General features: G+C 68.8%; 21 protein-coding genes. 13 read left to right on the top strand and 8 right to left on the bottom strand.

Annotated elements, in window-relative coordinates:
* The gene (gene fmt / locus FVA80_RS29495; RefSeq protein ID WP_147905875.1) at positions 1–930 is read left to right on the top strand and encodes a methionyl-tRNA formyltransferase; all 930 of its coding nucleotides are present in this window, start codon (positions 1–3) and stop codon (positions 928–930) included.
* Positions 930–1682, top strand: coding sequence for a tRNA pseudouridine(38-40) synthase TruA (gene truA / locus FVA80_RS29490; protein WP_147905876.1), 753 nt, complete (start codon positions 930–932; stop codon positions 1680–1682). Before fmt ends, truA begins: the two co-directional genes overlap by 1 nt.
* A 22-nt stretch (positions 1683–1704) precedes the next feature.
* Here truA and dapE read toward each other — a convergent pair whose 3' ends face one another.
* The 3 genes from dapE to FVA80_RS29475 form a co-directional block, all read right to left on the bottom strand.
* Positions 1705–2874 (bottom strand): succinyl-diaminopimelate desuccinylase, encoded by a 1170-nt coding sequence (gene dapE / locus FVA80_RS29485; RefSeq protein WP_147905877.1) that lies wholly within the window; start codon positions 2872–2874, stop codon positions 1705–1707.
* 376 nt (positions 2875–3250) lie between these two features.
* The gene (locus FVA80_RS29480) at positions 3251–5593 is read right to left on the bottom strand and encodes a glycogen debranching N-terminal domain-containing protein (protein ID WP_147905878.1); all 2343 of its coding nucleotides are present in this window, start codon (positions 5591–5593) and stop codon (positions 3251–3253) included.
* 148 nt (positions 5594–5741) lie between these two features.
* The gene (locus tag FVA80_RS29475; protein ID WP_147905879.1) at positions 5742–6872 is read right to left on the bottom strand and encodes a glycosyltransferase family 4 protein; all 1131 of its coding nucleotides are present in this window, start codon (positions 6870–6872) and stop codon (positions 5742–5744) included.
* 374 nt (positions 6873–7246) lie between these two features.
* Here FVA80_RS29475 and rpmI point away from each other — a divergent pair, with 374 nt between their 5' ends.
* The 5 genes from rpmI (at position 7247) to FVA80_RS29450 (ending at position 12760) form a co-directional block, all read left to right on the top strand.
* Positions 7247–7450, top strand: a complete 204-nt coding sequence (rpmI, locus tag FVA80_RS29470) for a 50S ribosomal protein L35 (protein WP_007561407.1) — start codon at positions 7247–7249, stop codon at positions 7448–7450.
* 50 nt (positions 7451–7500) lie between these two features.
* On the top strand, positions 7501–7878 hold the full coding sequence (gene rplT, locus FVA80_RS29465; RefSeq protein ID WP_147905880.1) for a 50S ribosomal protein L20: 378 nt from the start codon (positions 7501–7503) through the stop codon (positions 7876–7878).
* Between the two features lie 164 nt (positions 7879–8042).
* Entirely contained in the window at positions 8043–9125 is a 1083-nt protein-coding gene (pheS, locus tag FVA80_RS29460) for a phenylalanine--tRNA ligase subunit alpha (protein WP_147905881.1), read from the top strand.
* A gap of 322 nt (positions 9126–9447) precedes the next feature.
* Positions 9448–11868 (top strand): phenylalanine--tRNA ligase subunit beta, encoded by a 2421-nt coding sequence (gene pheT / locus FVA80_RS29455; protein WP_147905882.1) that lies wholly within the window; start codon positions 9448–9450, stop codon positions 11866–11868.
* Between the two features lie 10 nt (positions 11869–11878).
* Positions 11879–12760 (top strand): DUF1186 domain-containing protein, encoded by an 882-nt coding sequence (locus FVA80_RS29450; RefSeq protein WP_147905883.1) that lies wholly within the window; start codon positions 11879–11881, stop codon positions 12758–12760.
* Here the strand turns inward: FVA80_RS29450 and moeB are convergent.
* The 3 genes from moeB to FVA80_RS29435 all read right to left on the bottom strand — a co-directional run bounded on the left by moeB (position 12749) and on the right by FVA80_RS29435 (position 15606).
* The gene (moeB, locus tag FVA80_RS29445; protein ID WP_147905884.1) at positions 12749–13534 is read right to left on the bottom strand and encodes a molybdopterin-synthase adenylyltransferase MoeB; all 786 of its coding nucleotides are present in this window, start codon (positions 13532–13534) and stop codon (positions 12749–12751) included. The two genes, FVA80_RS29450 and moeB, sit on opposite strands and share 12 nt — an antisense overlap.
* A gap of 98 nt (positions 13535–13632) precedes the next feature.
* Positions 13633–14154: a translation initiation factor IF-3 gene (gene infC, locus FVA80_RS29440; protein ID WP_007561393.1), complete on the bottom strand. Its 522-nt coding sequence runs from the start codon at positions 14152–14154 to the stop codon at positions 13633–13635.
* Between the two features lie 228 nt (positions 14155–14382).
* Positions 14383–15606, bottom strand: a complete 1224-nt coding sequence (locus tag FVA80_RS29435; RefSeq protein WP_187193550.1) for a glycosyltransferase family 4 protein — start codon at positions 15604–15606, stop codon at positions 14383–14385.
* A 170-nt stretch (positions 15607–15776) separates the two neighbouring features.
* Between FVA80_RS29435 and FVA80_RS29430 the strand changes: the two genes are divergently transcribed.
* The gene (locus FVA80_RS29430) at positions 15777–16544 is read left to right on the top strand and encodes an alpha/beta hydrolase (RefSeq protein ID WP_147905885.1); all 768 of its coding nucleotides are present in this window, start codon (positions 15777–15779) and stop codon (positions 16542–16544) included.
* Between the two features lie 21 nt (positions 16545–16565).
* Here FVA80_RS29430 and FVA80_RS29425 read toward each other — a convergent pair whose 3' ends face one another.
* A complete protein-coding gene (locus tag FVA80_RS29425) occupies positions 16566–16850 on the bottom strand; it encodes a DUF1150 domain-containing protein (RefSeq protein ID WP_147854535.1) in 285 nt (94 codons plus the stop codon).
* Between the two features lie 148 nt (positions 16851–16998).
* Positions 16999–17427, bottom strand: coding sequence for an Hsp20 family protein (locus FVA80_RS29420; RefSeq protein ID WP_147906003.1), 429 nt, complete (start codon positions 17425–17427; stop codon positions 16999–17001).
* A gap of 425 nt (positions 17428–17852) precedes the next feature.
* Here FVA80_RS29420 and FVA80_RS29415 point away from each other — a divergent pair, with 425 nt between their 5' ends.
* The 5 genes from FVA80_RS29415 to FVA80_RS29395 all read left to right on the top strand — a co-directional run bounded on the left by FVA80_RS29415 (position 17853) and on the right by FVA80_RS29395 (position 21325).
* On the top strand, positions 17853–18344 hold the full coding sequence (locus FVA80_RS29415; protein WP_147905886.1) for a hypothetical protein: 492 nt from the start codon (positions 17853–17855) through the stop codon (positions 18342–18344).
* A gap of 63 nt (positions 18345–18407) precedes the next feature.
* A complete protein-coding gene (locus FVA80_RS29410) occupies positions 18408–18884 on the top strand; it encodes a Tat pathway signal protein (protein WP_147905887.1) in 477 nt (158 codons plus the stop codon).
* A gap of 130 nt (positions 18885–19014) precedes the next feature.
* Positions 19015–19710: a MotA/TolQ/ExbB proton channel family protein gene (locus tag FVA80_RS29405; RefSeq protein WP_147854539.1), complete on the top strand. Its 696-nt coding sequence runs from the start codon at positions 19015–19017 to the stop codon at positions 19708–19710.
* A gap of 149 nt (positions 19711–19859) precedes the next feature.
* Positions 19860–20333 (top strand): ExbD/TolR family protein, encoded by a 474-nt coding sequence (locus tag FVA80_RS29400; protein ID WP_147905888.1) that lies wholly within the window; start codon positions 19860–19862, stop codon positions 20331–20333.
* Between the two features lie 5 nt (positions 20334–20338).
* Complete coding sequence (locus FVA80_RS29395) at positions 20339–21325, top strand: energy transducer TonB (RefSeq protein WP_147905889.1); 987 nt, start codon at positions 20339–20341, stop codon at positions 21323–21325.
* Positions 21326–21533: the final 208 nt, after the last annotated feature.

Raw genomic sequence — 21533 nt, 5'->3', positions numbered from 1 at the left:
ATGCGCGTCGTCTTCATGGGCACGCCGGATTTCGCGGTGCCGACCCTCGCACGTCTCGCGCAGGACGGGCACCAGATCGTTGCGGTCTACACCCGCGCCCCGGCCAAGGCCGGCCGCGGCATGAGCCTGCGCCCCTCGCCGGTCCACGCGTTCGCGGACACACTCGGGATCCCGGTTCTGACTCCCGGGACCTTGCGGACACCGGAGGCCGCCGAGACCTTCGCCGGGCACGCGGCCGATGTCGCCGTGGTGGTCGCCTACGGCATGCTGCTGCCCCAGGCGATCCTCGACGTGCCCCGGCATGGATGCCTCAACCTGCACGGATCGCTGCTGCCGCGTTGGCGCGGCGCCGCGCCCATCCAGCGCGCCGTGATGGCGGGCGATGCCGAGAGCGGCGTCGGCATCATGCGCATGGAGGTTGGGCTCGATACCGGACCGGTGGCCCTGGAGGCACGGGTCCCGATCACGCCGGGCATGATCGCTGGTGAACTGCACGACGCGCTGATGCCGGTTGGTGCCGCGTTGATGTCCCAGGCCCTCGAATGCCTGAGCCGCAGCGACCTGACGTTCACGCCGCAATCGACCGAGGGTGTGGTCTACGCGCACAAGATCGGCAACGACGAGGCGCGGATCGACTGGTCGCGTCCGGCCGGGGAGGTGGCGAACCATATCAACGGCCTGTCGCCGTTCCCCGGCGCGTTCTTCGAACTCGATCTCGGCAAGGGGGCGGAGCGGGTGAAGGTGCTCCGGGCGTCGGCTGCCGAGGGCGCCGGGGCACCGGGGACGCTCCTCGACGCCGAGGGCCAGGTCGCCTGCGGCGCGGGCGCAGTCCGGCTGCTGGAACTGCGGCGGGCCGGCAAGGGCGGCAGCGCCAACGGGGCCGAGTTCGTCCGCGGCGCGCGCATCGCGCCCGGCACGCATCTCGGCTGATGCCCCGCTACAAGCTCGTCATCGAATACGACGGCACGCCGTTCTACGGCTGGCAGCGCCAGCCCGAAGCACCCACGGTGCAGGGTGCGATCGAAGCGGCTGTCACCCGCTTCTCGGGCGAGCAATCCCGGCTGACCTGCGCCGGCCGGACCGATGCCGGGGTGCACGCCATCCATCAGGTCGCCCATCTCGACCTCGTCAAGGATTGGCGGGCCGACACGGTGCGGGATGCGCTGAACGCCCATCTGCGCCCCAAGCCGGTGGCGATCCTCTCGGCCCGGATCGTCCCGCCGAGCTTCGACGCGCGCCATTCCGCGATCCGCCGGCACTACCGCTATCGGATCCTCAACCGTCGAAGCCCCGCCGCGCTCACCCGCGCCCATGTCTGGCAGGTGCCCTGGCCGCTCGATCCGGACGCGATGGACCGCGCCGCGCAGCGCCTCGTCGGCCACCACGATTTTTCCGCGTTTCGGGCCGCCGAGTGCCAGGCCAAGAGCCCGATGCGGACCTTGGAACGGCTCGACGTCGCCCGCACGACCATGGCGTTGCACGAGGAGATCGTGGTGACGACCTGCGCGCGCTCGTTCCTGCACCATCAGGTCCGGGCCATGGTCGGGACGCTGATGCTCGCCGGCTGCGGCCGGCTCTCGGCCGACGATGTCGCCGACATCCTGGCTTCGGGCGAGAAGCGCCGGTGCGGGCCGCTCGCGCCGGCGGCCGGGCTGACGTTCGTCGGGGTGGATTACGCGTGACGATTCGAGGCGTATGCTGGACTCAGCTCCAGGGTCGAAAATACGCCTCCAGCACCCGCTCGTAGATCGCCGTCAGCCGGTCGAGATCGGCCACCGCCACGCATTCGTCGACCTGGTGCATGGTCTCGCCGACCAGCCCGAACTCGATCACCGGGCAGGCATCCTTGATGAAGCGCGCGTCCGACGTCCCACCGGTGGTCGACAGGGCGGGCGTCAGGCCGGTCTCGACCCGGATCGCCTCGGAGACGAGGTCCACGAAGGCGTCCGGTTGGGTCAGGAAGGCGGGTGCGTTCGACGGCTGCAGGTCCAGGCTGAAGCGGATCGCGTTGCCGGCCGCCTGCTCCAGCCGCCTGCGGAGTTCGGCGCCCAGGCTCTCGGCGGTCCAATCGTCGTTGAACCGGACGTTGAAGGTGGCACGGGCGGTCGCCGGGATCACGTTGGTGGCCGGGTTGCCGACGTCGATCGTGGTGAATTCCAGGTTCGAGGCATCGAAATGTGCCGTGCCGCGGTCGAGCGGCTCCGCGACCAGCGCCGAGGCGAGCCGCAGCAGCCCGGGAATCGGGTTCTCGGCCTTATGCGGGTAGGCGACGTGGCCCTGGCGGCCCAGCACGGTCAGCTTGCCGGTGAGCGAGCCGCGGCGGCCGATCTTGATCATCTCGCCGAGCTGACCCGGATTGGTCGGCTCGCCGAGCAGGCAATGGTCGAAGCGTTCGCCCCGGGCGCGGGCCCAGTCGAGCAGCTTGACCGTGCCGTTGACCGCCGGCCCCTCCTCGTCGCCGGTGATCAGGAAGGCGATGGAGCCGGCGAAGTCGCTGCCCCGGCGGCCCAGGAACGCCAGGGTCGCGGCCAGCATACAGGCGATACCGCCCTTCATGTCGGCGGCGCCGCGGCCATAGAGCATGCCGTCCGCCACCGCCCCGTCGAACGGTCCGTGGCGCCAGGCCCCGTCGCCTTCCGGCACCACGTCGGTGTGGCCGGCGAAGACGAGGCAAGGACCACGCGTGCCGATGCGTGCGTACAGGTTCGGCGTATCGGGATAACCCGGCTCGGCGAAGACCGGCCGCTCGATCGCGAATCCAACCGCGCCGAGAGTCTGCGCAACCACATCGAGGGCGCCGCGATCCTCAGGGGTCACGGACGGGCAGCGGATCAGCGCTTGAGCGAGCGACAGAGCGGAATGGTCGGTCGGCATGGGGCGTGTCCCGGAACTGAGGAATTCGGGCGGCCCCTTACAGCAAGTTGGGCCGCCCGGAGACGGGAGATGAGCGAGACCCTGACATCCCAGAGCGTCGTTGTTTCCGCAGCGCTTTTCCCGGAGTGCATACAGCGGCAGCGGGATGCAATCCGGGGTCCAGCACGAAGGCACGCGCAGCGTCCACCGGATCGTCTGTGCCGCTTCTCGGCGCGTTCGTCACCTGGATACCGGATCGCCTTCCACCGACCCGGCAGGCGGCCAGGAAAGGGCGGCCAGCGGTTCCGTCCTCGACCTGCCACGAAAGGCCGTGGGCTGGCCTCGGCCACGGACCGCCGCGGCACCGTCATCGGGCCGCGGCGGCTGGCGGGCCCGCCTACTTCGTCACGATCAGCTGCACGTCACCGTGGCGGCGCAGCACTGAGACCGTGACGTCGTCGTCGTAGCGCTGAAACCGGATGTCCAGGTGCGAGTGCCCCAGCTTGACGTTGTAGAGCGTCACACCGTCGAGGAAGCCGGGCAGGACCGGGTTCTTCAGCCGGACGCTGTTGCGGTCGTGATCGAGCTCCAGGCCCAGGCAGGCGGCCAGGAACGCGAACGGTGCCGCCGCCGCCCAGGCCTGCGGGCTGCAGGCCACTGGGTATGCCACCGGCCCGCGCTGGCGCCGGCGCATGAAGCCGCAGAACAGCTCCGGCAGCCGCTTTTGGTCCTGGTAGAGCGAGGTGTCGAACATCCCCTGGAAGATGCGCGCCGCCTCGTGCTTGCGGTCGTAGCGGGCCAGCCCCATCGCGATCAGGGCGTTGTCGTGCGGCCAGATCGAGCCGTTGTGGTACGACATCGGGTTGTAGCGCGCCTCGCCCTTGGCGATGGTGCGCACGCCCCAGCCGTTGAAGCCGTCCTTGCCCAGCAAGGTCTCGGCGACCCGGGCGGCCCGCTCCGGCTTGGCGATTCCAGTGAACAGCGCGTGCCCGGCATTCGACGAGCGCACGGCGCACTGCTTCTTGGAGCCGTCCAGCGCTAGTGCGTAGGTCCCGATCTCCTCGTTCCAGAACGCGGCGTCGAAGCGTTCGCGCAGGGCGGTGGCTTCGTGCGACAGGCGCTCGGCCATCGGATCGTGCCCGAGCAAAGCCGCGAGCTTGGCCATGCCATTCTTGGCGGCGTAGACGTAGCCCTGCACCTCGCACAGCGCGATCGGCCCCTTGGCGAGTTGGCCGTCGGTGTGGAAGATCGAATCGTGGCTGTCCTTCCAGCCCTGGTTCTCGAGGCCCTTGTCGGTGTCGCGGGCGTATTCGACGAAGCCGTCGCCGTCGCGATCGCCGTACCGGTCCATCCATTCGAGGGCGAGTTCCAGGGACGGCCAGATCGCCCGGATGGTCTCGAGATCGCCCGTGACGGCGTAGTACTCCCAGGCCAGCATCACGAAGAGCGGCGTGCCGTCGATGGTGCCGTAGTAATGACGGAAGGGCACCTCGCCGAGCATCGCCATCTCACCCCGGCGGGTCTCGTGCAGTACCTTGCCGGGCTGGGCATCGGCTGCCGGATCGACCGCCCGGGCCTGGGTCGCCGCGAGGTAGCGCAGGACGCCGCGGCCGAACTTCGGATCGATCCACAGCGCCATCATGGCGGTGATGATGCCGTCGCGGCCGAACACAGTGGAGTACCATGGGATCCCGGCGAACGGGTAGATCCCCTCCGGCGTGCGACTCGCCAGCATGTAGAGGTCGGCCGTGGCCCGGCACAGGCCCTCGTTGAACTGGTCGTTCGACGAGATGATCGTGGTGATCCCCGCCGTCAGCTCGCGCAGGTCCCGGCGCGAATCGCGATAGGCCCGGGCGAAGATCATGCCCTCGGCGAGGTCCTTCGGCTCGCGACGGGCGCCGCCGACATTGGCCGCCAGGGTCAGCTTGGCGGCCGCGTCCTCGCCGACCATCTCGGCACCCGGGGGCTTGGTGAAGGCCCGGTGGGCTTCGAAGGCCACGCGGATGAACAGGGAAGCACGGCCCTCCGGCGGCAGGGACACGTCGAAGGCGACGCGGCCCGGCTCGATCACGTCCGGCTTCGGGCCGAAGTGGAGCGAGGTCGTCCGCACGATCTCATCGAGCCCGACGTAGCGGAACTGCACTTCCCGGTCGCTCGCGACCAGCACGCCGCGCTTGCCACGCTCCTTGCGGTCCGTGCCGCGCACTTCGAACAGGTCGCGGTAATCGGCATCGAACGTGATGGCGATGCGCAGGCGCCGATGCTTCGAATCGAACGAGCGCAGGCCGATGCGGTCGTAGCAGGCGCCCCGGAACAGGAACTTGGTGCGCTCGATCGCGATGGTCTCGCGCGGGATCGAGGTCTCGTCGTGGGCGTCGAGGCGGATGTCGGGCGTCGTCATGTCGACGCTCAGAGCGCCGTTGTCGTCCTGCATGACCGAGGAGAGCATCAGCGGACGCTGGCCCTCCACCGTGAGCTCGAGGCGGGACAGATACCGGGTGTCCTGGAAGTACAGGCCCTCCGGCCCGGGCTGGACGCCGATATCCCCGTAGGAGTCCAGGACCCCGAACGCCTCGCCGAACTTCAGGGCCCGCAGCGGGCGCTCGACCAACGAGGTGTGGGCCTCGATGTGGTAGGTCGGCAGCACATCGTCAGCGTCCTGGAAGCCGGGCGTCACCGAGACGGTGCCGCCCTGTGTCCGCGCGGTCGCATCATGGGCCGCCGTATTCTCCGCCGCCATGCAGAACGTCTCCGAGTGCGTGTGAGGGGTACGAATCGAGAGAGCCGCCGCATCGGTACTGATGCGGCGGCCCTCGTGACCATTCGGATGAGGCGCCTTTGCGACGCTAGGCCGGGCTGGCCGTTCCTCGCAAGCCCGATGCCGAATCTTAGGCCGGCATCGCGGCGACCGAGATGGCCGGACGCGCGGAGCCGTTGACGTCGCCGTAATGCGGCTGGAACCCGGACTTCTGCATCTGGATCACGTCGGCGCCCCGGGACAGAAGCTCCTCGTAGGCGGCGACATACTTCTTGACCATGCACTCAGCGGTGAACTGGCTTTCGAAGTGGCGGCGCACGCCCTCGCGGCTCATGGTCTTGACCTTGGCCACCGCGTTCACCGCGTCGTCCATCGTCTCGCAGAGCACGCCGCTGACACCGTCCTTGATCACCTCAGGCACGGAGCCGTTCCGGAACGCGATCACCGGGGTTCCGGCCGACATCGCCTCGATCATGACGAGGCCGAAGGGCTCCGGCCAGTCGATCGGGAAGGCGAGCGCCAGGGCGTTGCCGAGGAAGGCCTTCTTCTGCTCTTCGTTGATCTCGCCGATGTACTCGACCAGCGGGTGATGGGTCATCGGCTCGATGACCTCGTCCCAGTAATCCTGGTCCGCCTTATCGACCTTGGCGGCGATCTTGAGCGGCGTGCCCGAACGGATCGCCATCTCGATGGCACGGTCGGGGCGCTTCTCCGGAGAGATGCGACCCAGGAACGCCAGGTAGCCGCCGGCGGCCTCGGGGGTGTACGGGCAGTTCTGCGACGGCAGGCCGTGATGGATCGTGGCCAGCCAGTTGACGTTCGGCGGCATCGGCTCGCGCTGGTTGTCGGAGATCGACACGAGCGGCATGCCGGTGAAGGTGCGGTAGACGGGCATGAAGTCCGGAACGTCGAGACGACCATGCATCGTGGTGATGCACTTGTGGTTCAGATCCTCGAACATCGGATACTGAAGCAGATCGATGTGGAAGTGCAGGATATCGAACTCGTGCGCCCGGCGATGGACCTGATGCAGCATAGCCAGGTGGCTGGCGGTGTGATCCCGGTAACCGAGCAGACGCAGGCCTTCGGGCGTGCAGGCCGCAAGCTTGGCCGACGTCTCCGAATCGCCGCTGGCGAACAGGGTGACGTCGTGGCCCTGGCGGACCAGTTCTTCCGTGATCCAGCTGACGACGCGCTCGGTGCCGCCGTAGAACTTCGGAGGGACGGCCTCCGACAACGGAGCGATTTGGGCAATGCGCACGAAGTGTCTCCTGGTTGGCCGACTTTGGCGAAAGATCTAACCCTGCCGGCCTGAGCGGGACATGAATGAAACCGACGGCCAAGGTTATGGTTCCTGCGCCTGCAGGTTGTCTCGATAACTTTTGTGCAGCGCGGAAGCTGTCCCCGCATTCCCCGATGCGCGCCCACCCTCGGGCTTCGGCTGCGGCGCACCCCGATGCCACCGAAGCCGTTGCCGTGGCTTCGCGTTTCTGTCATAAGCCGCCCCGCGTCGAACCGCCCGGCCGATAGGGCTGCCGTGGCGGCTCGTGCTGCTCCACCAGAAGCATCATCGCGCACACCTCATCCGACCCTCACGGGTCGGCCCGGAGGAATTTTCGCGCAACGGAGAGCCAAATGCCCAAGCTGAAGACCAAATCAGGCGCCAAGAAGCGCTTCAAGATCACCGGCACCGGCAAGGTGATGTACGCCCAGGCCGGCAAGCGCCACGGGATGATCAAGCGGACGACCAAGCAGATCCGCAACCTGCGCGGCACCACGACCCTGTTCGAGGGCGATGCCGCCAACGTGAAGAAGTACTTCCTGCCGAACGCACGGTAAGCCTTCGACACCCGTTGCCACTGTCTTTCGTCGAAACCAGGAGATAACCGATGGCCCGCGTCAAACGCGGCGTGACCAGTCACGCGAAGCACAAAAAAGTTCTGAAGGCCGCCAAGGGCTATTACGGCCGGCGCAAGAATACCATCCGCATCGCCAAACAGGCGGTCGAGAAGGGCATGCAGTATGCCTATCGCGACCGCAAGAATAAGAAGCGCACGTTCCGCGCCCTCTGGATCCAGCGCCTCAACGCGGCGGTCCGGGAGCATGGCCTGACCTATTCGCGCTTCATCAACGGTCTTGCCAAGTCCGGCATCATCGTCGACCGCAAGGCGCTGTCGGAGCTGGCGATCCACGAGCCGGCGAGCTTTGCCGCCGTGGTCGAGAAGGCCAAGGCCGCCCTCCCCGAGACCACCGCCAAGGCCGCCTGACTTCAGGCCCTCGGCGAGACACAGGAAGGCGCGGCTCTCCCCCGAGAGTCGCGCCTTCTGCGTTCCCGGGGCGCGGCCCGGCCACGCGCGCGCTTGCGCGACGGCGAACAACGCGCGAGAGCACGCCGCGACGGCGGCTCCGACAACCCTGCTCGAAGGCAGCGATGACCGATCTTGATACCCTCGAACGCGACCTCCTGGCTCAGGTGACGGCGGCCTCCGACGAGGCGGCGCTCGACGCGGTGCGCGTCGCCGCACTGGGCAAGAAGGGCAGCGTCTCGGACCTGCTGAAGACGCTGGGCGCGATGACGCCGAACGAGCGCAAGGAGCGCGGGCCCCTGATCAACGGCCTGCGCGACCGGATCCAGGGCGCCGTCACCGCTCGCAAGACCGTCCTGATGGAAGCCGCGCTGGAGGCTCGCCTCGCCTCCGAGCGGGTGGACGTGACGCTGCCGCTGCGGGACGCCCCGGAGGTCCGCGGCCGGATCCATCCGATCACCCAGGTGATCGACGAGATCACGGCGATCTTCGCCGACATGGGCTTCGCCGTCGCGGAAGGCCCCGATATCGAGACCGACGAACTGAACTTCACGGCGCTCAACTTCCCGCCCGGCCACCCGGCGCGCGAGATGCACGACACCTTCTTCCTGGCGGCCGACCATGCCGGAAAGCGCAAGGTGCTGCGCACCCACACGTCACCCGTCCAGATCCGCACGATGCGGTCGCAGACGCCGCCGATCCGGGTGATCATCCCGGGCCGGACCTACCGGCACGATTCCGACCAGACGCACACGCCGATGTTCCATCAGGTCGAGGGCCTGGTGATCGACACGGCAGCCAACATCGCGAACCTGAAATGGGTGCTGGAGGCGTTCTGCAAGGCGTTCTTCGAGGTCGATGGGGTGAAGATGCGCTTCCGCCCATCGTTCTTCCCGTTCACCGAGCCGTCGGCCGAGGTCGACATCCAGTGCTCCCGCAAGGGCGGCGAGATTCGCTTCGGCGAGGGCGACGACTGGCTGGAGATCCTGGGCTGCGGGATGGTCCACCCGAACGTCCTGCGCAATTGCGGCCTCGATCCGGACGCGGTGCAGGGCTTCGCGTTCGGGGTCGGCATCGACCGCATCGCCATGCTCAAGTACGGCATGCCGGACCTGCGTCCGTTCTTCGAGGCGGATGTCCGCTGGCTGGACCATTACGGTTTCCGGCCGCTCGACGTGCCGAGCCTGATCGGCGGTCTGACGGGGTAGGGAGAGGTTTGGGGGGGACCATGATGACGAGTGCGAGCGCGGAGATCCGTAATGCCGCGTCTCGGCAATTCCATCATCTCCGATCTTCTTGAAGTGGCCGAAATGCCAGCCCACCAGAGCGGTCGGATGAACTTGCGCACGGCACCGCTGCGACGTGCCGTGAGCACTGTCTATTACACCGTCTCCCACGGTCTTTGTTTCGATGGCTCGCGCCCGAGAGGCCGTGGAGGCCCTTGAGTCCCTGGGCGACGACCAGCGCCGCAAGCTGGCTATCCTCCTCATAACGAAAGCCCGGCTCTCCTGAGCCAAGAGGTTACGATCGATGAAATTCACCCTCTCCTGGCTCAAGGACCACCTCGACACCGAGGCTTCCCTCGACACCATCACCGAGACGCTGACGCGCATCGGCCTCGAGGTCGAGGGCGTCGAGGACAAGGCGGCCGCGCTCAAGCCCTACGTCGTCGCCCGGATCCTGACAGCCGAGCAGCATCCGAACGCCGACCGTCTGCGGGTCTGCACCGTCGAGACCGGGGCGGGCGTGCCGATCCAGGTGGTCTGCGGTGCGCCGAACGCACGCGCGGGTCTCGTGTCGGTGTTCGCGCCGCCCGGCACCTATGTGCCCGGGAAGGCGATCACCCTCTCGGTCGGCACGATCCGCGGCGTCGAGAGCCACGGCATGCTGTGCTCGGGGGCGGAACTCGGACTCGGCGAGGACCATGATGGCATCCTCGAACTCCCGGCCGATGCGCCGGTCGGCCAGGGCTACGCCCTCTATGCCGGGCTCGACGATGCGGTCATCGAGATCAACCTGACGCCGAACCGTCCGGACTGCACCTCGGTGCACGGCATCGCCCGCGACCTCGCGGCGACCGGGATCGGCAGCCTCAAGCACGAGGCCGCGCCGGGCGTGCGCGGCGAAGGTCCCTGCCCGGTCGAGGTCGACCTGGCCCTCGCGCCGGAGGATCGCGGACTTTGCCCGCTCTTCGCCCTTCGACTCGTGCGCGGCGTGAAGAACGGTCCGTCGCCGGCCTGGATGCAGGCCAGGCTGCGGGCGATCGGTCTTCGACCGATCAACGCCCTCGTGGACATCACCAACTACGTCACCTTCGATCGCGGCCGGCCGCTGCACGTGTTCGACGCCGCCAAGGTCTCGGGCAACCTGACGGTGCGGCGGGCCCACGGAGGCGAAAGCCTCCTGGCGCTCGACGGACGGACCTACACGCTCACCGACGACACCGTGGTGATCGCCGATCAAGCCGGCGTCGAATCGATAGCCGGCATCATGGGTGGCCAGGCCTCCGGCTGCGACGAGTCCACCACGGACGTGCTGATTGAATCGGCGCTGTGGGACCCGGCCAACATCGCCCAGTCCGGGCGCCGGCTCGGCATCATCACCGATGCGCGCTACCGGTTCGAGCGCGGCGTCGACCCGGCCTTCACGCTCCCCGGCCTGGACCTCGCCACGCGCCTCGTGGTCGATCTGTGCGGCGGCACGCCCTCCCAGGCGACGATCGCCGGCGAGCCCCCGGAATCGGAGCGGATCATCGATTTCCCGTGGACCGAGGTGCGGCGCCTGGCCGGCATCGAACTGCCGCAGACCGAGATCAAGCTGATCCTGGAGACGCTGGGTTTCCAAATCTCCGGCACCGGCGACCGGGTGGAGGTCCTGACACCGTCCTGGCGGCCCGATGTCGAGGGCAAGGCCGACTTGGTCGAGGAGGTCATCCGTATCGCCGGCCTGGACCGGATCGAGCCGAAGCCGCTGCCGCGGATTGCCGGGATCGGCCGGCCGCTGCTCACGGTGATGCAGAAGCGCACCCGGACGGCCAAGCGGGCCCTGGCGAGTCGCGGCCTGATGGAAGCGGTGACCTGGTCCTTCGTCCCGCATTCCGATGCCGAGCTGTTCGGCGGGGGCGGCGCCGACCTCGTGCTCGCCAACCCGATCGCGTCCGAACTGTCGGACATGCGCCCGAGCCTGGTGCCGGGTCTGCTGCGGGCGGCGCAGCGCAACGCCGACCGCGGCTATCCGGATGCGGCCCTGTTCGAGGTCGGTCAGTGCTTCGCCTCGGACGAGCCGGAAGGGCAGAGCATCCGCGCCGCCGCAGTGCGTCGCGGCAGCGCAACCCTGACGGGTGCCGGGCGCCATTGGGACGGCTCGGCCGGGACGGTGGACGTCTTCGCCGCGAAGGCCGACGCCCTCGCCCTGCTGGGCGCCCTCGGCGTGCCGACCGGCGGCCTCCAGGTTACGGCAGGCGGCCCGACCTGGCTCCACCCCGGACGCTCGGGCACGCTGCGCTTCGGGCCGAAATCCGAGATCGGCTGGTTCGGCGAGGTCCATCCGCGGACCCTGCAGGCCCTCGACCTCAAGGGCAGCCTGGTGGCGTTCGAGATCGTGCTCGACGCCCTGCCTTTGCCCAAGCACAAGCCGACCAAGGCCAAGCCCGCTCTGGCCCTCTCCGAGTTCCAGCCGCTGTCCCGGGACTTCGCCTTCCTGGTCGGCCGCGACGTCCCGGCAGGCGACATCGTCAAGGCGGCGCAAGGGGCGGAGCGCAAGCTGGTCACCGGCGTCGAGGTCTTCGACCTCTACGAGGGGACCGGCGTGCCGGACGGGTCCAAGTCGGTGGCCATCGCGGTTCGCCTGCAGCCGGTGGAGCGCACCCTCACCGATGCCGAGATCGAGGCGGTGAGCGCCAAGATCGTCACGGAAGTCTCGCGCCGGACCGGCGCGACCCTGCGGTCCTAAGGAAAACGGCATGAACCGGATCGCAGCGCTCATCGAGGACCTGGCGGCGTCCGAGCACCTGCCGACCAAGGCGCTGCGGGAAGCGCTCGGACATCCGGCCGAGATCGCCGATGCGACTCTGCCGCTGCTCGAAGCCGCGGCCGAGGGGCGGGAGATCTCGCCGGAGGACGCCAACCTCCTGTTCTGGGGCGTGCACGTCCTGGCGCATGCCCGGGATACGCGCGCCCTCGCGCCGCTCCTCAAGCTCCTCCGGCAGGACGAGGAAACGCTCGACGCGATCCTGGGCGACGCCGTGACGGCGACGCTCTCCAAGGTCGTGGCGAGCCTGTTCGACGGCGATCAACTGCCGCTGTTCCGGCTGATCCTCGACAGCACGGTCGATGACCTCACCCGCATGGCGCTGCTGTCGGCCTGCACCTTCCTGACCCTGGAGGGCCGGATCGACCGCGACGCGATGCACGCGCTGCTGGTCCGCTTCGACGACGCGCAGGCGGCCGTCGAGGAGGGACCGGCCTGGGTCGGCTGGGAGGAGGCGATCGCACATCTGGGCTTTCGCGATCTCGCCCCGCGTGCCGCGGCGGCTCGGGCGGACGGGCGGATCACCGACGAGATCAGCGACGCGGCCTGGTTCAAGGAGGCGCTGCGCAAGGCCGAGACCAAGCCGGAGGACCGGGACCGGCTCGGGCCCTACCAGTACGGCTATCTCGACGATCCGGTCGAGGCGCTCGACTGGACCGCGGAGGGCGCCGGCGAGCCGCAGCGCAATCCGTTGAAGGATGTCGGGCGCAACGATCCGTGTCCCTGCGTCTCGGGCAAGAAGTTCAAGAAGTGCTGCCTCGGCAAGCAGGAGGCCGAGGGCCCGTGGATGCCGCCGGGTGCCCTATTGGGCTGAGGCCGCGGTGCCGCTGAGCGGATTGTCCGGGTCCCAGCCGTAGCGCAGCGTCTCGAATCGCATCGAGCGGGCGTCCACCATGAGCAGGCGCCCGACCAGCGGTTCGCCGAATTGGGCCACGGCGCGGATCACCTCCATGGCCATCAGCGAGCCCATCACGCCGGCCAGCGCCCCGAGCACGCCGGCCTCGGCGCAGGCCGGCACGCTGCCGGGCGGCGGCGGGTTCGGGAACAGGCAGCGATAGGTCGGGTTCGGCTTGCCGTCCGGATCGGACTCATGCGCCCGGATCGTGGTGAGCGTGCCGTCGAACCGGCCGAGCGCCGCCGTGACCAGCGGTCGCCGCGCGTGGAAGCAGGCATCCGAGACGGCGTAGCGGGTGGCGAAGTTGTCGGAGCCGTCGGCGACGAGGTCGTAGCCCGCGATCAGGTCGACGGCATTGTCCGGCGTGATGCGGAACGGATGCGGGACCACCGCCACGTGCGGGTTGAGGCGTTCGACCGCGTCGACCGCGCTCGCGACCTTCGGCCGGCCGAGATCCGGCGTGCCATGAATGACCTGGCGCTGCAGGTTCGACAGCGAGACGGTGTCGTCGTCGACGATGCCGATCGTGCCGATGCCGGCGGCCGCAAGATACTGGATCAGCGGCGCGCCGAGCCCCCCTGCCCCGATCACCAGCACCCGGGCCGCCTTGAGGCGTGCCTGCCCGGGGCCACCGACCTCGGCCAGGACAAGGTGACGGGCGTAGCGTTCGATCTCTTCGGGAGCGAGGGCCATAGTCAGGAGATAGTCGCCTCCGCCGCTTTGCGGAAGCGCTACAAATACGAACGCCGCCCCGGGTCAGGAGGCGGCGTAAATCGCTGTGGCCGAGCGGATCAGCGCGGCGCGAGGATCATGATCATCTGGCGGCCTTCGAGCATCGGCTCGCTCTCCACCTTGGCGATCTCGGCCGTCTCGTTCTTCACGCGCTCCAGGAGGCGCAGACCGATATCCTGGTGAGCCATCTCACGACCGCGGAAGCGCAGGGTCACCTTGACCTTGTCGCCTTCCTCGAAGAAGCGATGAACCGACTTCATCTTTGTATCGTAATCGTGCTTGTCGATGCCGGGGCGGAGCTTGATCTCCTTGACCTCGACGGTCTTCTGCCGCTTGCGCGCCTCGTTCTGCTTCTTCTGCTCGTTGAAGCGGAAGCGCCCGTAATCGAGCAGCTTGCAGACGGGCGGCACCGAGTTCGGCGCGATCTCCACGAGATCGAGGCCGGCCTCCTCAGCGAGAGTCAGCGCGTCGAAGAAGGGGACGACGCCGCGGTTCTGCCCGGTATCGTCGATCAGCTGCACTTCCCGCACCCCGCGAATGTCGCGGTTGGCGCGCGGCCCGTCCTTCTGCGGGGCCGGCATGGCTCTCATCGGTCTACGAATGGCTTCGGTCTCCTGCTGCAACGACGAAACGGCGGATCTGGCGACCCGTTCCGTGGATCCCCTGACCGCCAGCCGTTCCGGTCTGTCCCGGACCTACTACGTTGGAGGAAGCTCCAAGAGAGTCAACGGGTCGCCGGCGTGGTCGGTGAAATAATCGGCACCCCGTGGTCGTCTGGCCGGCCCACCGTGCCCAAAGGCGCGGGTTTCTCAGCTCTGCCGCCCCAGCAGCTGGGCGTAGACGGCCAGGGTGTCGCCGGCCATGCGCTCCAGCGAAAAATTCGCCTCCACATGGGCGCGCCCGCGCCGGACCAGCGCATCGCGGGCACTGGCACCCAGAGACAGGGCTTCGGTGAGGGCTGCGGCGAGGGCGCCGGCATCGCCGGGTGGCACCCGCCAGCTGGTCCGCTGGCCGGACGCGACGTCCGGCGGCGCCAGCACCGTCTCGGGGACCGCGCCGAGATCGGAGACGACCACAGGCGTGCCCAGCGCCTGGGCTTCCACGGCCGAGCGGCCGAACGCCTCCGGCTCCACCGATGGGACGGCCACCACGGACGCCGCGCGGAACGCCGCGGGCATATCGGTGCAGTGGCCGACCCGGCGCACGATGCCGCCCAGGCCGCGGGCGGCGATCAGCGCATCAAGCTCGCGCTCGTAGGACGTCCGGCCTTGCGGGTCTCCGGCGAGCACCACCGCGAGGTCCGGCACGCCCCGATCCCGCATCTGCGCCGCGGCGTCGATCAGCACCCGATGCCCCTTCCAGGCGGTCAGGCGGGCAGCGAGCAGGATCACCCGCTCGTGGGGTGCCACGTTCCAGGCCCGACGCAGCGCCTCGACCCGTCCGGCGCCCACCGCCACCGGATTGAACACCGCGAGATCCGTGCCCCGGTGGATGACCCGCACGCGATCGCCGGCCTGCTCGGCGTGCAGGCGATGGATCAGGTCGGCGGTGTAGCGCGAGTTGGCGATCACCACGTCGCCCCGGGCCATCACGGAATTGTACAGCACCTTCACGCCGGTCCGGCCGGAATAGCTGCCATGGTAGGTCGTGACGAACGGCAGGCCGAGCCGGCGTGCGGCCCCGAGCGCGACCCAGGCCGGCGCCCGCGACCGGGCGTGGACGATCTGCACGCCCTCTCGCCGACACAGCGCCATCAGCCGCACGACGTTCACCGCCATGCCGACCGGATTCTTCGACGCGGCCGGGAAACGGAGCCAATGCCCGCCCTTCGCCTGAAGCTCGCCGATGAGGCGGCCGCCCTCGGTGGCGACCAGGGCCCGGGCGCCCACTGCGGCCAAGGCGCCGGCCACGTCGACGGTCGTCCGCTCGGCGCCACCGGCATCGAGTTCCGGGATGATCTGCAGGACGCGGGCGCCCGCAAGGACATCGATTTCGGCGGGGAAGCCCGTCAGGCCGCGCGTCACATCACCCATCCGCGCTCGTTCGGCGTGGAGACGCAAGCCTCCCGCCGGCATCTGCAACATGCTGGTACCCATTGCCCCAGCATCGCGGTCGCGCTTTACGGTCTGGTAAACGCAGGTTGAAGCCGATCCGGTCAGGGATGGACTTCTTCAAGCCCGAGATAGGCCTACCGGAGAGATCGATGACCGATACAGGGCCGACCTTCATCAGCGTCGGTGAAGGTGACGCAGCACGCAAGATCGCCGTGCGGGTTCGAGAAGGCGCCGGGCCCCCGGTGGTCTGGCTCGGGGGATTCCGCTCCGACATGACCGCCACAAAAGCCGCGGCCCTGGACGCGTGGGCCACCGAGGAAAAGCGCGCCCTGGTGCGGTTCGACTATGCCGGCCACGGCGCCTCCGGCGGCACCTTCGCCGACTGCACCATCTCGTCCTGGCTGGAGGACGCGCAAGCCGTCCTGTCGGCCTACGTGCCCGAGCCGCCGATCCTGGTCGGTTCGTCGATGGGCGGCTGGATCGCAAGCCTGGCCGCCCGCGACCGCGCCGCACGCGGCCAGACGACTGCGGCACTGGTGCTGATCGCACCGGCCCTGGACTTCACCGAGGATCTGATCTGGTCCAATCTCGACGGGCCCGCCCGCGCAGCGTTGACGCGAGACGGCGTGCTCCGGAGGCCAAGCGACTATGCGCCGGAGCCAGATCCGATCACCCTGGCGCTGATCGAGGACGGCCGGAGCAACAGGCTGCTCGAGCACCCCTTCGACCCTGCCTGCCCCGTCCACATCCTGCAGGGGATGCGCGACCGGGACGTGCCGTACCAGCACGCCCTGAAAACGGTGAGCCGCCTTCCCGCCGAGGGTACCGTGCTCACGCTGATCGCGGACGGAGACCACCGCCTGTCACGACCGCAGGACATTGCGCGGCTCGTGGCGGCGGTGGCAGCAATCAGCTGACCGAAGACGGTCTGCCCGGCGTCAGTGCAGGCTGACGGCGTGGAGATCCTGGGCCACGGCATTGGCCAGCACCACGTCGCGGGAATCGGCCAGCATGATCGGCTCGCCGCTCGCCGAGAGGAGTGCGAACAGGTCGAGGCCGGGCATCAGTTCCGGAGCCTGCGGGAACAGGCGACGGACCTCATCGGAACGTATCGGGCGAACGTAGGCGATATGGCCCTCGCCGAGCGCCGCGAGATCTGCCGGGTTGAACTCGGTCGGGTCGAGATCGGCGGGGGTGAGGGGCGATGCGTTCAAGTTCGTCATGTTTAGCCCTCCTAGGGTGGCAGAGCGTCTACCTCCGGTCCCGGAGGCACCGGTGGTTCCATCCTGATGTGGTGTGTTTCGGCGGCCAATCAATCGACCGCGGGCATCGCCGGGCTGCGTTCACGCCGCACCCGCGATCGCCGTTGCACTAGCCACGCGCGCCGATATCGATCTTGCGCACGATCCGGTCGGGCTCCGGGCGGACGAGATCGATGGAGAGCAGGCCGTTGGCGAGATCTGCCCCCAGCACTTCCATGCCGTCGGCCAGCAAAAACGTCCGCTGGAACTGCCGCGCCGCGATGCCACGGTGCAGGAAGTGCCGCTCACGCTCGTCCACCTGCCGGCCGCGGACGACCAGCTGATTTTCCTCGAGCGTCACGTCGAGTTGATCCTGGGTGAAGCCAGCCACCGCGAGCGTGATGCGCAAGCGTTCGGGCTCGCGCTCCGTGCGGGGCAACCGTTCGATATTGTAGGGGGGATACCCGTCGTTGGCGCCCTTGGCGACCCGGTCGAGCGCCTGCTCGATCTCGTCGAAGCCGAGCAGGAACGGGTGCCCGAAAGGCGAGGGTCGAGTCATCGCGGCCGCCATCCTCACAGCGAGGCCTCCGACACGAGGGCTAGCCGCAGCCCGCGGATCTCCGAGCACCTCGACTCCATGGAGCCCGTCCGGGACAGCGCTCCGCCGGGCGGAACGCCGCCGGTAAATCGGATATGGCCAAGCGCGCCAACCCCATCAAGGGAACCGAGAAATTTCCCCGTGGGAAGGAGAGGTACACCGCGAAAACAATCGAGGAATTGGGACCTTTCGGCAGATTAAGCCGGGATATTCCAGCAAGTCCGAGAATGGCCACGCTTCCAACTAACAGTTTGGAACTGCTCTGATTTTCTCGTCGGGCCTTGATCCAGGAAGCGCCCATAGCTACTGCCCCGACTGGTGATCGTCCGGTTCGGGCGGACACTCGCCGGAAGTTCCCGAACCCGACGGGACGGAGCGGAGTCCCAATGAGCGCGCCTTCGACACCGGCCAGTCATGCGGCAATGCAGCGGGTCGCCGACGTGTGCGGCGATGAGGCCGATATCCTGGCCCTGTCGGTCGCTCGGTTCGTCGCGGCCGGATATATGACCAGCGACATCGCCTGCTGGAATGCCGCCTACGACGGCGCGGAGCAGCTGCTTGGCGCAACGGAAGGCTGCCGTTTCGTCGCGAGCGTGGTTGCGATTGTGCGTGCGCTCCGGGCGGAGCGCGAGGACGACTGGTCCTTCATGCCTGCGAGCTGTTGCCGGGTCACCGGCCACGAATGCGCCCTGGTCGCCCTAATCGGTCGTGGACGACGTCGGCTCTGGGCGGAACTTGAAGAGGCCGCCGCCGAAATCACGGGGCGGGAAGCGGCGCCCCGCCTGGTCGAGGCGGTCCGTGCCGCCGTGGCGACCCTCGACGCGGCGGCGGAGCGCCTAGCGCCGGCAGCCTGCCCGCGGCGGGTCGTGCTTCACTGAGTCGGCCGCTTCGACGGTCTGGTCCGGCGACAGCCGACCCTGAGAAAAGAGGAAATCAGCCTGGTGCTTGCCTTGAGCGTCCCACTGTACCGCCGACGGATCGGTCGGATCGCCCTCGATACGGCCGCGTGCTTCGCACTCTCAGCGCTCCTTGTCGCCTCCGCGCTGGCGCAGGACGCCGGCGCCGATAAGACGCCGCTGAAGCTGCAACTCAACAAGCTGGAGACCGCGGGCGAGGCCTGCCGGGTGACCATGGTGGTCGACAATGCCAAGGGCGTTGGCCTCAAATCGTACAAGGTCGACCTGTTCGCGTTCGATCCCGAAGGCGTCGCCCAGAAGCGCGTCGCGGTGGAACTCGGCCCCCTGCCGGCCCGCAAGACCATCGTGAAGATCTTCGACTTCCCGGGCATCGCCTGCGGCAAGGTCGGACGAGTGCTGCTGAACGACGTTCTGGCCTGCGATGGCGGCGATGCCGCCCGCGAGGCATGCCTGGAGCGGACTGAGACCGAGAGCAAGGCCGGCCTCGCCTTCGACCGTTGATGCGGGCGCCATAAGGGTCTGTTCGACCACACCGCCCGGCGGCGCGCCGCCGGACGGCCAGCGGCTTTCGCCGCCCCTCGATGCGATGGCGGCCCCCGGCCGCGTGACACCACGATCCCAGGAGCCCGCGATGGACCCGACACAAGCCCCGACCGAGGTCGCCCACGACTTCTCGTTCCTCGGCCTGTTCCTGCAGGCCGACCCGATCGTGAAGGGCGTGATGATCCTGCTGGTCATCGCCTCGATCGCGTGCTGGACGGTGGTGTTCGAGAAGATCATCCGGCTCTCCGCGGCCCGGCGTCAGGCGAAGGCGTTCGAGAAGCTGGTGCGGTCCGGTGGCAGCCTCGACGGCAATCACAAGGGCCTGACTGGCCACGTCGTGAAGGCCGCCATCGATGCGTGGCGCGACCAGGACCCGACGGAGACCCGGGCCGAGCGGCGCGAGCGGATCGAGCGGGCCATGCGCGGCGCGCTGGGCCTCGAGGTGAAGCGTTTGCGCACCGGCCTGTCGCTGCTGGCAACCTCGGGTTCGACAGCCCCGTTCGTCGGCCTGTTCGGCACGGTCTGGGGCATCATGAACTCCTTCTCGTCGATCGCACGGAGCCAGGACACCTCGCTCGCCGTCGTCGCCCCCGGCATCGCCGAGGCGTTGTTCGCCACCGCCATCGGCCTGGTCGTCGCGATCCCGGCCGTGATGGCCTACAACAAGCTCGCGGGCGACATCGGCGGCATCCAGAGCTCTTTCACGTCCTACATCTCGTTGCTGGGCGATCGCCTCGCCCGCGAGCGGACGGGGGCCGGACAGCACCGCGCAGCCGCCGAGTAGGTCTCCTGCGGCGCAGGGGCCCTTCGCGAGCGGGCCCGGCGCGCCGCCCCTGATCCAAGGCGCCCAACCGGTCGGCGACGTGCTGCGGCCGAGGACGCCTCGAACCCTGGCTCGAACCGGGCCGAACACCTTCATTCGGAGACGCCGCCATGGCGATGGCATCGCCCCGCGCAAGCGACGATGACGACAACGACGACCTGCCGATGTCGGACATCAACGTGACCCCCATGGTCGACGTGATGCTGGTCCTGCTGATCATCTTCATGGTCGCCGCGCCGCTGATGACGACCGGCGTGCCGGTACAGTTGCCCAAGACCGCAGCCGCCAAGGTCGCGCAGTCGAAGAAGCCGCAGGAGGTCACGGTCGACAAGGACGGCAACCCGTCGATCGCCAAGGAGGTGTTCACCATGGACAGCCTGGTTCCGCGCCTGCGCGAGATGGCGTCGGCCGACAAGGATCAGGTGATCCTGGTCCGGGGTGACCGGGACGTGCCCTACGGCAAGATCATGCAGGTGATGGGCCTCGTCGGGCAGGCAGGCTTCACCAAGGTGTCGCTGATCGCGCAGTCGCCGGGCGGCCCCGCCCCGGCGGCACCGGCCGCCCCCGCAGAGACCGCCCGCTGACATCCATGAGCACGCTGACTTCGACGGATCTGTCGGCCGGGCCCGGCGAGCCGCGCCCGACCGGGCTGCTCGCCGCCTTCCTGGTCGCGTTCGCGCTGCACGCGCTCGTGCTCGTGGCGGTGATGTTCTATCGGCTGACACCGCCGGCGCCCCCCGGCGAGCAGCAGATCTCGATCGATCTGGCGCCGGTGATGACCGAGGCCTCGACCGAGGCTCCGGCGGAGCAGCAGATGAGCCAGGCCGCGCCTCCGGAGGCGAAGCCGGTGGAGCTGCCGCCCGACGAGGCCGTGCAGCCGCCACCGCCCGAGATGACCGAGGTCAAGCCGGACGAGACCGAGGCCGTCACCGAGCCGCCGCAGGAGGTCGTTCCGGTGGAGGCCCAGAGCGAGGTCATCACCTCGACAGCCGAGTCCGCCGAGCCGCTGGCGCCGCCGCCGACCGAGGTCGCCAAGACCGAGGAGCCGCCGAAGCCGACGCCGGATCCGGCCAAGATCAAGGCCGAGCGCGAGGCGAAGCTGCGCAAGATCCGCGAAGAGAAGCTGCGCGAGCAGAAGCGCGAGGAGCGTCTCGAGGAGATCCGCGAAGCGAAGCAGAAGGCAGCCCGCGAAGCGAAGGCGAAGCAGGCCAAGGCCCAGCAGGGGGCCGAGGCGCGCAACTCGGCGTCGGCATCGCGCCAGAACGCCGCCGGCCGGGCCGCCGCGGGCAGCGATCCGAGCGCGCTGCGGCAATGGACCGGAGCGATCAGCGCGGCGATCCATGGTCGGATGAATCCAGGCGCCGCCGCCGGCACCGCCGGAGGTACCGCCATGGTCCGGTTCACGGTGATGCGTTCGGGGGCGGTGTCGGGCGCGGGCCTCGCCCGGTCCAGCGGCGTAGGCCAGATCGACAGCGCCGCCCTGGCGGCGGTGCGGGGCGGCCTGCCGCCGGCGCCCCCCGGCGTGACGCAACCGAGCCTTTCGGTGACGATCCCGCTCAACTATCGCGTGCGCTGAGAGCGAATAGACGGCGCGCGCCGAGGCAGAGGCGCCGGTTTCGATTGAACAGGCGCTCCACGATCCGAGACGAATACGTTCGTCTGTCGAGCACGATCAACAGGCCGGATTCGCCATCCGGCGCGGGAGCGTGCTAGTGCCTTTGCGATCACGGCCTCGAACAGTCGTCTCAGGACGGCGCGGCGGGGCGGATCATCCGGCCTTGCCC

The sequence above is a fragment of the Methylobacterium sp. WL1 genome, from assembly GCF_008000895.1.
Classification (GTDB): Bacteria; Pseudomonadota; Alphaproteobacteria; order Rhizobiales; family Beijerinckiaceae; genus Methylobacterium.
The sequence above is the reverse complement of the archived record's forward strand: the minus strand, read 5'-3'. Positions and strand labels throughout refer to the sequence as shown.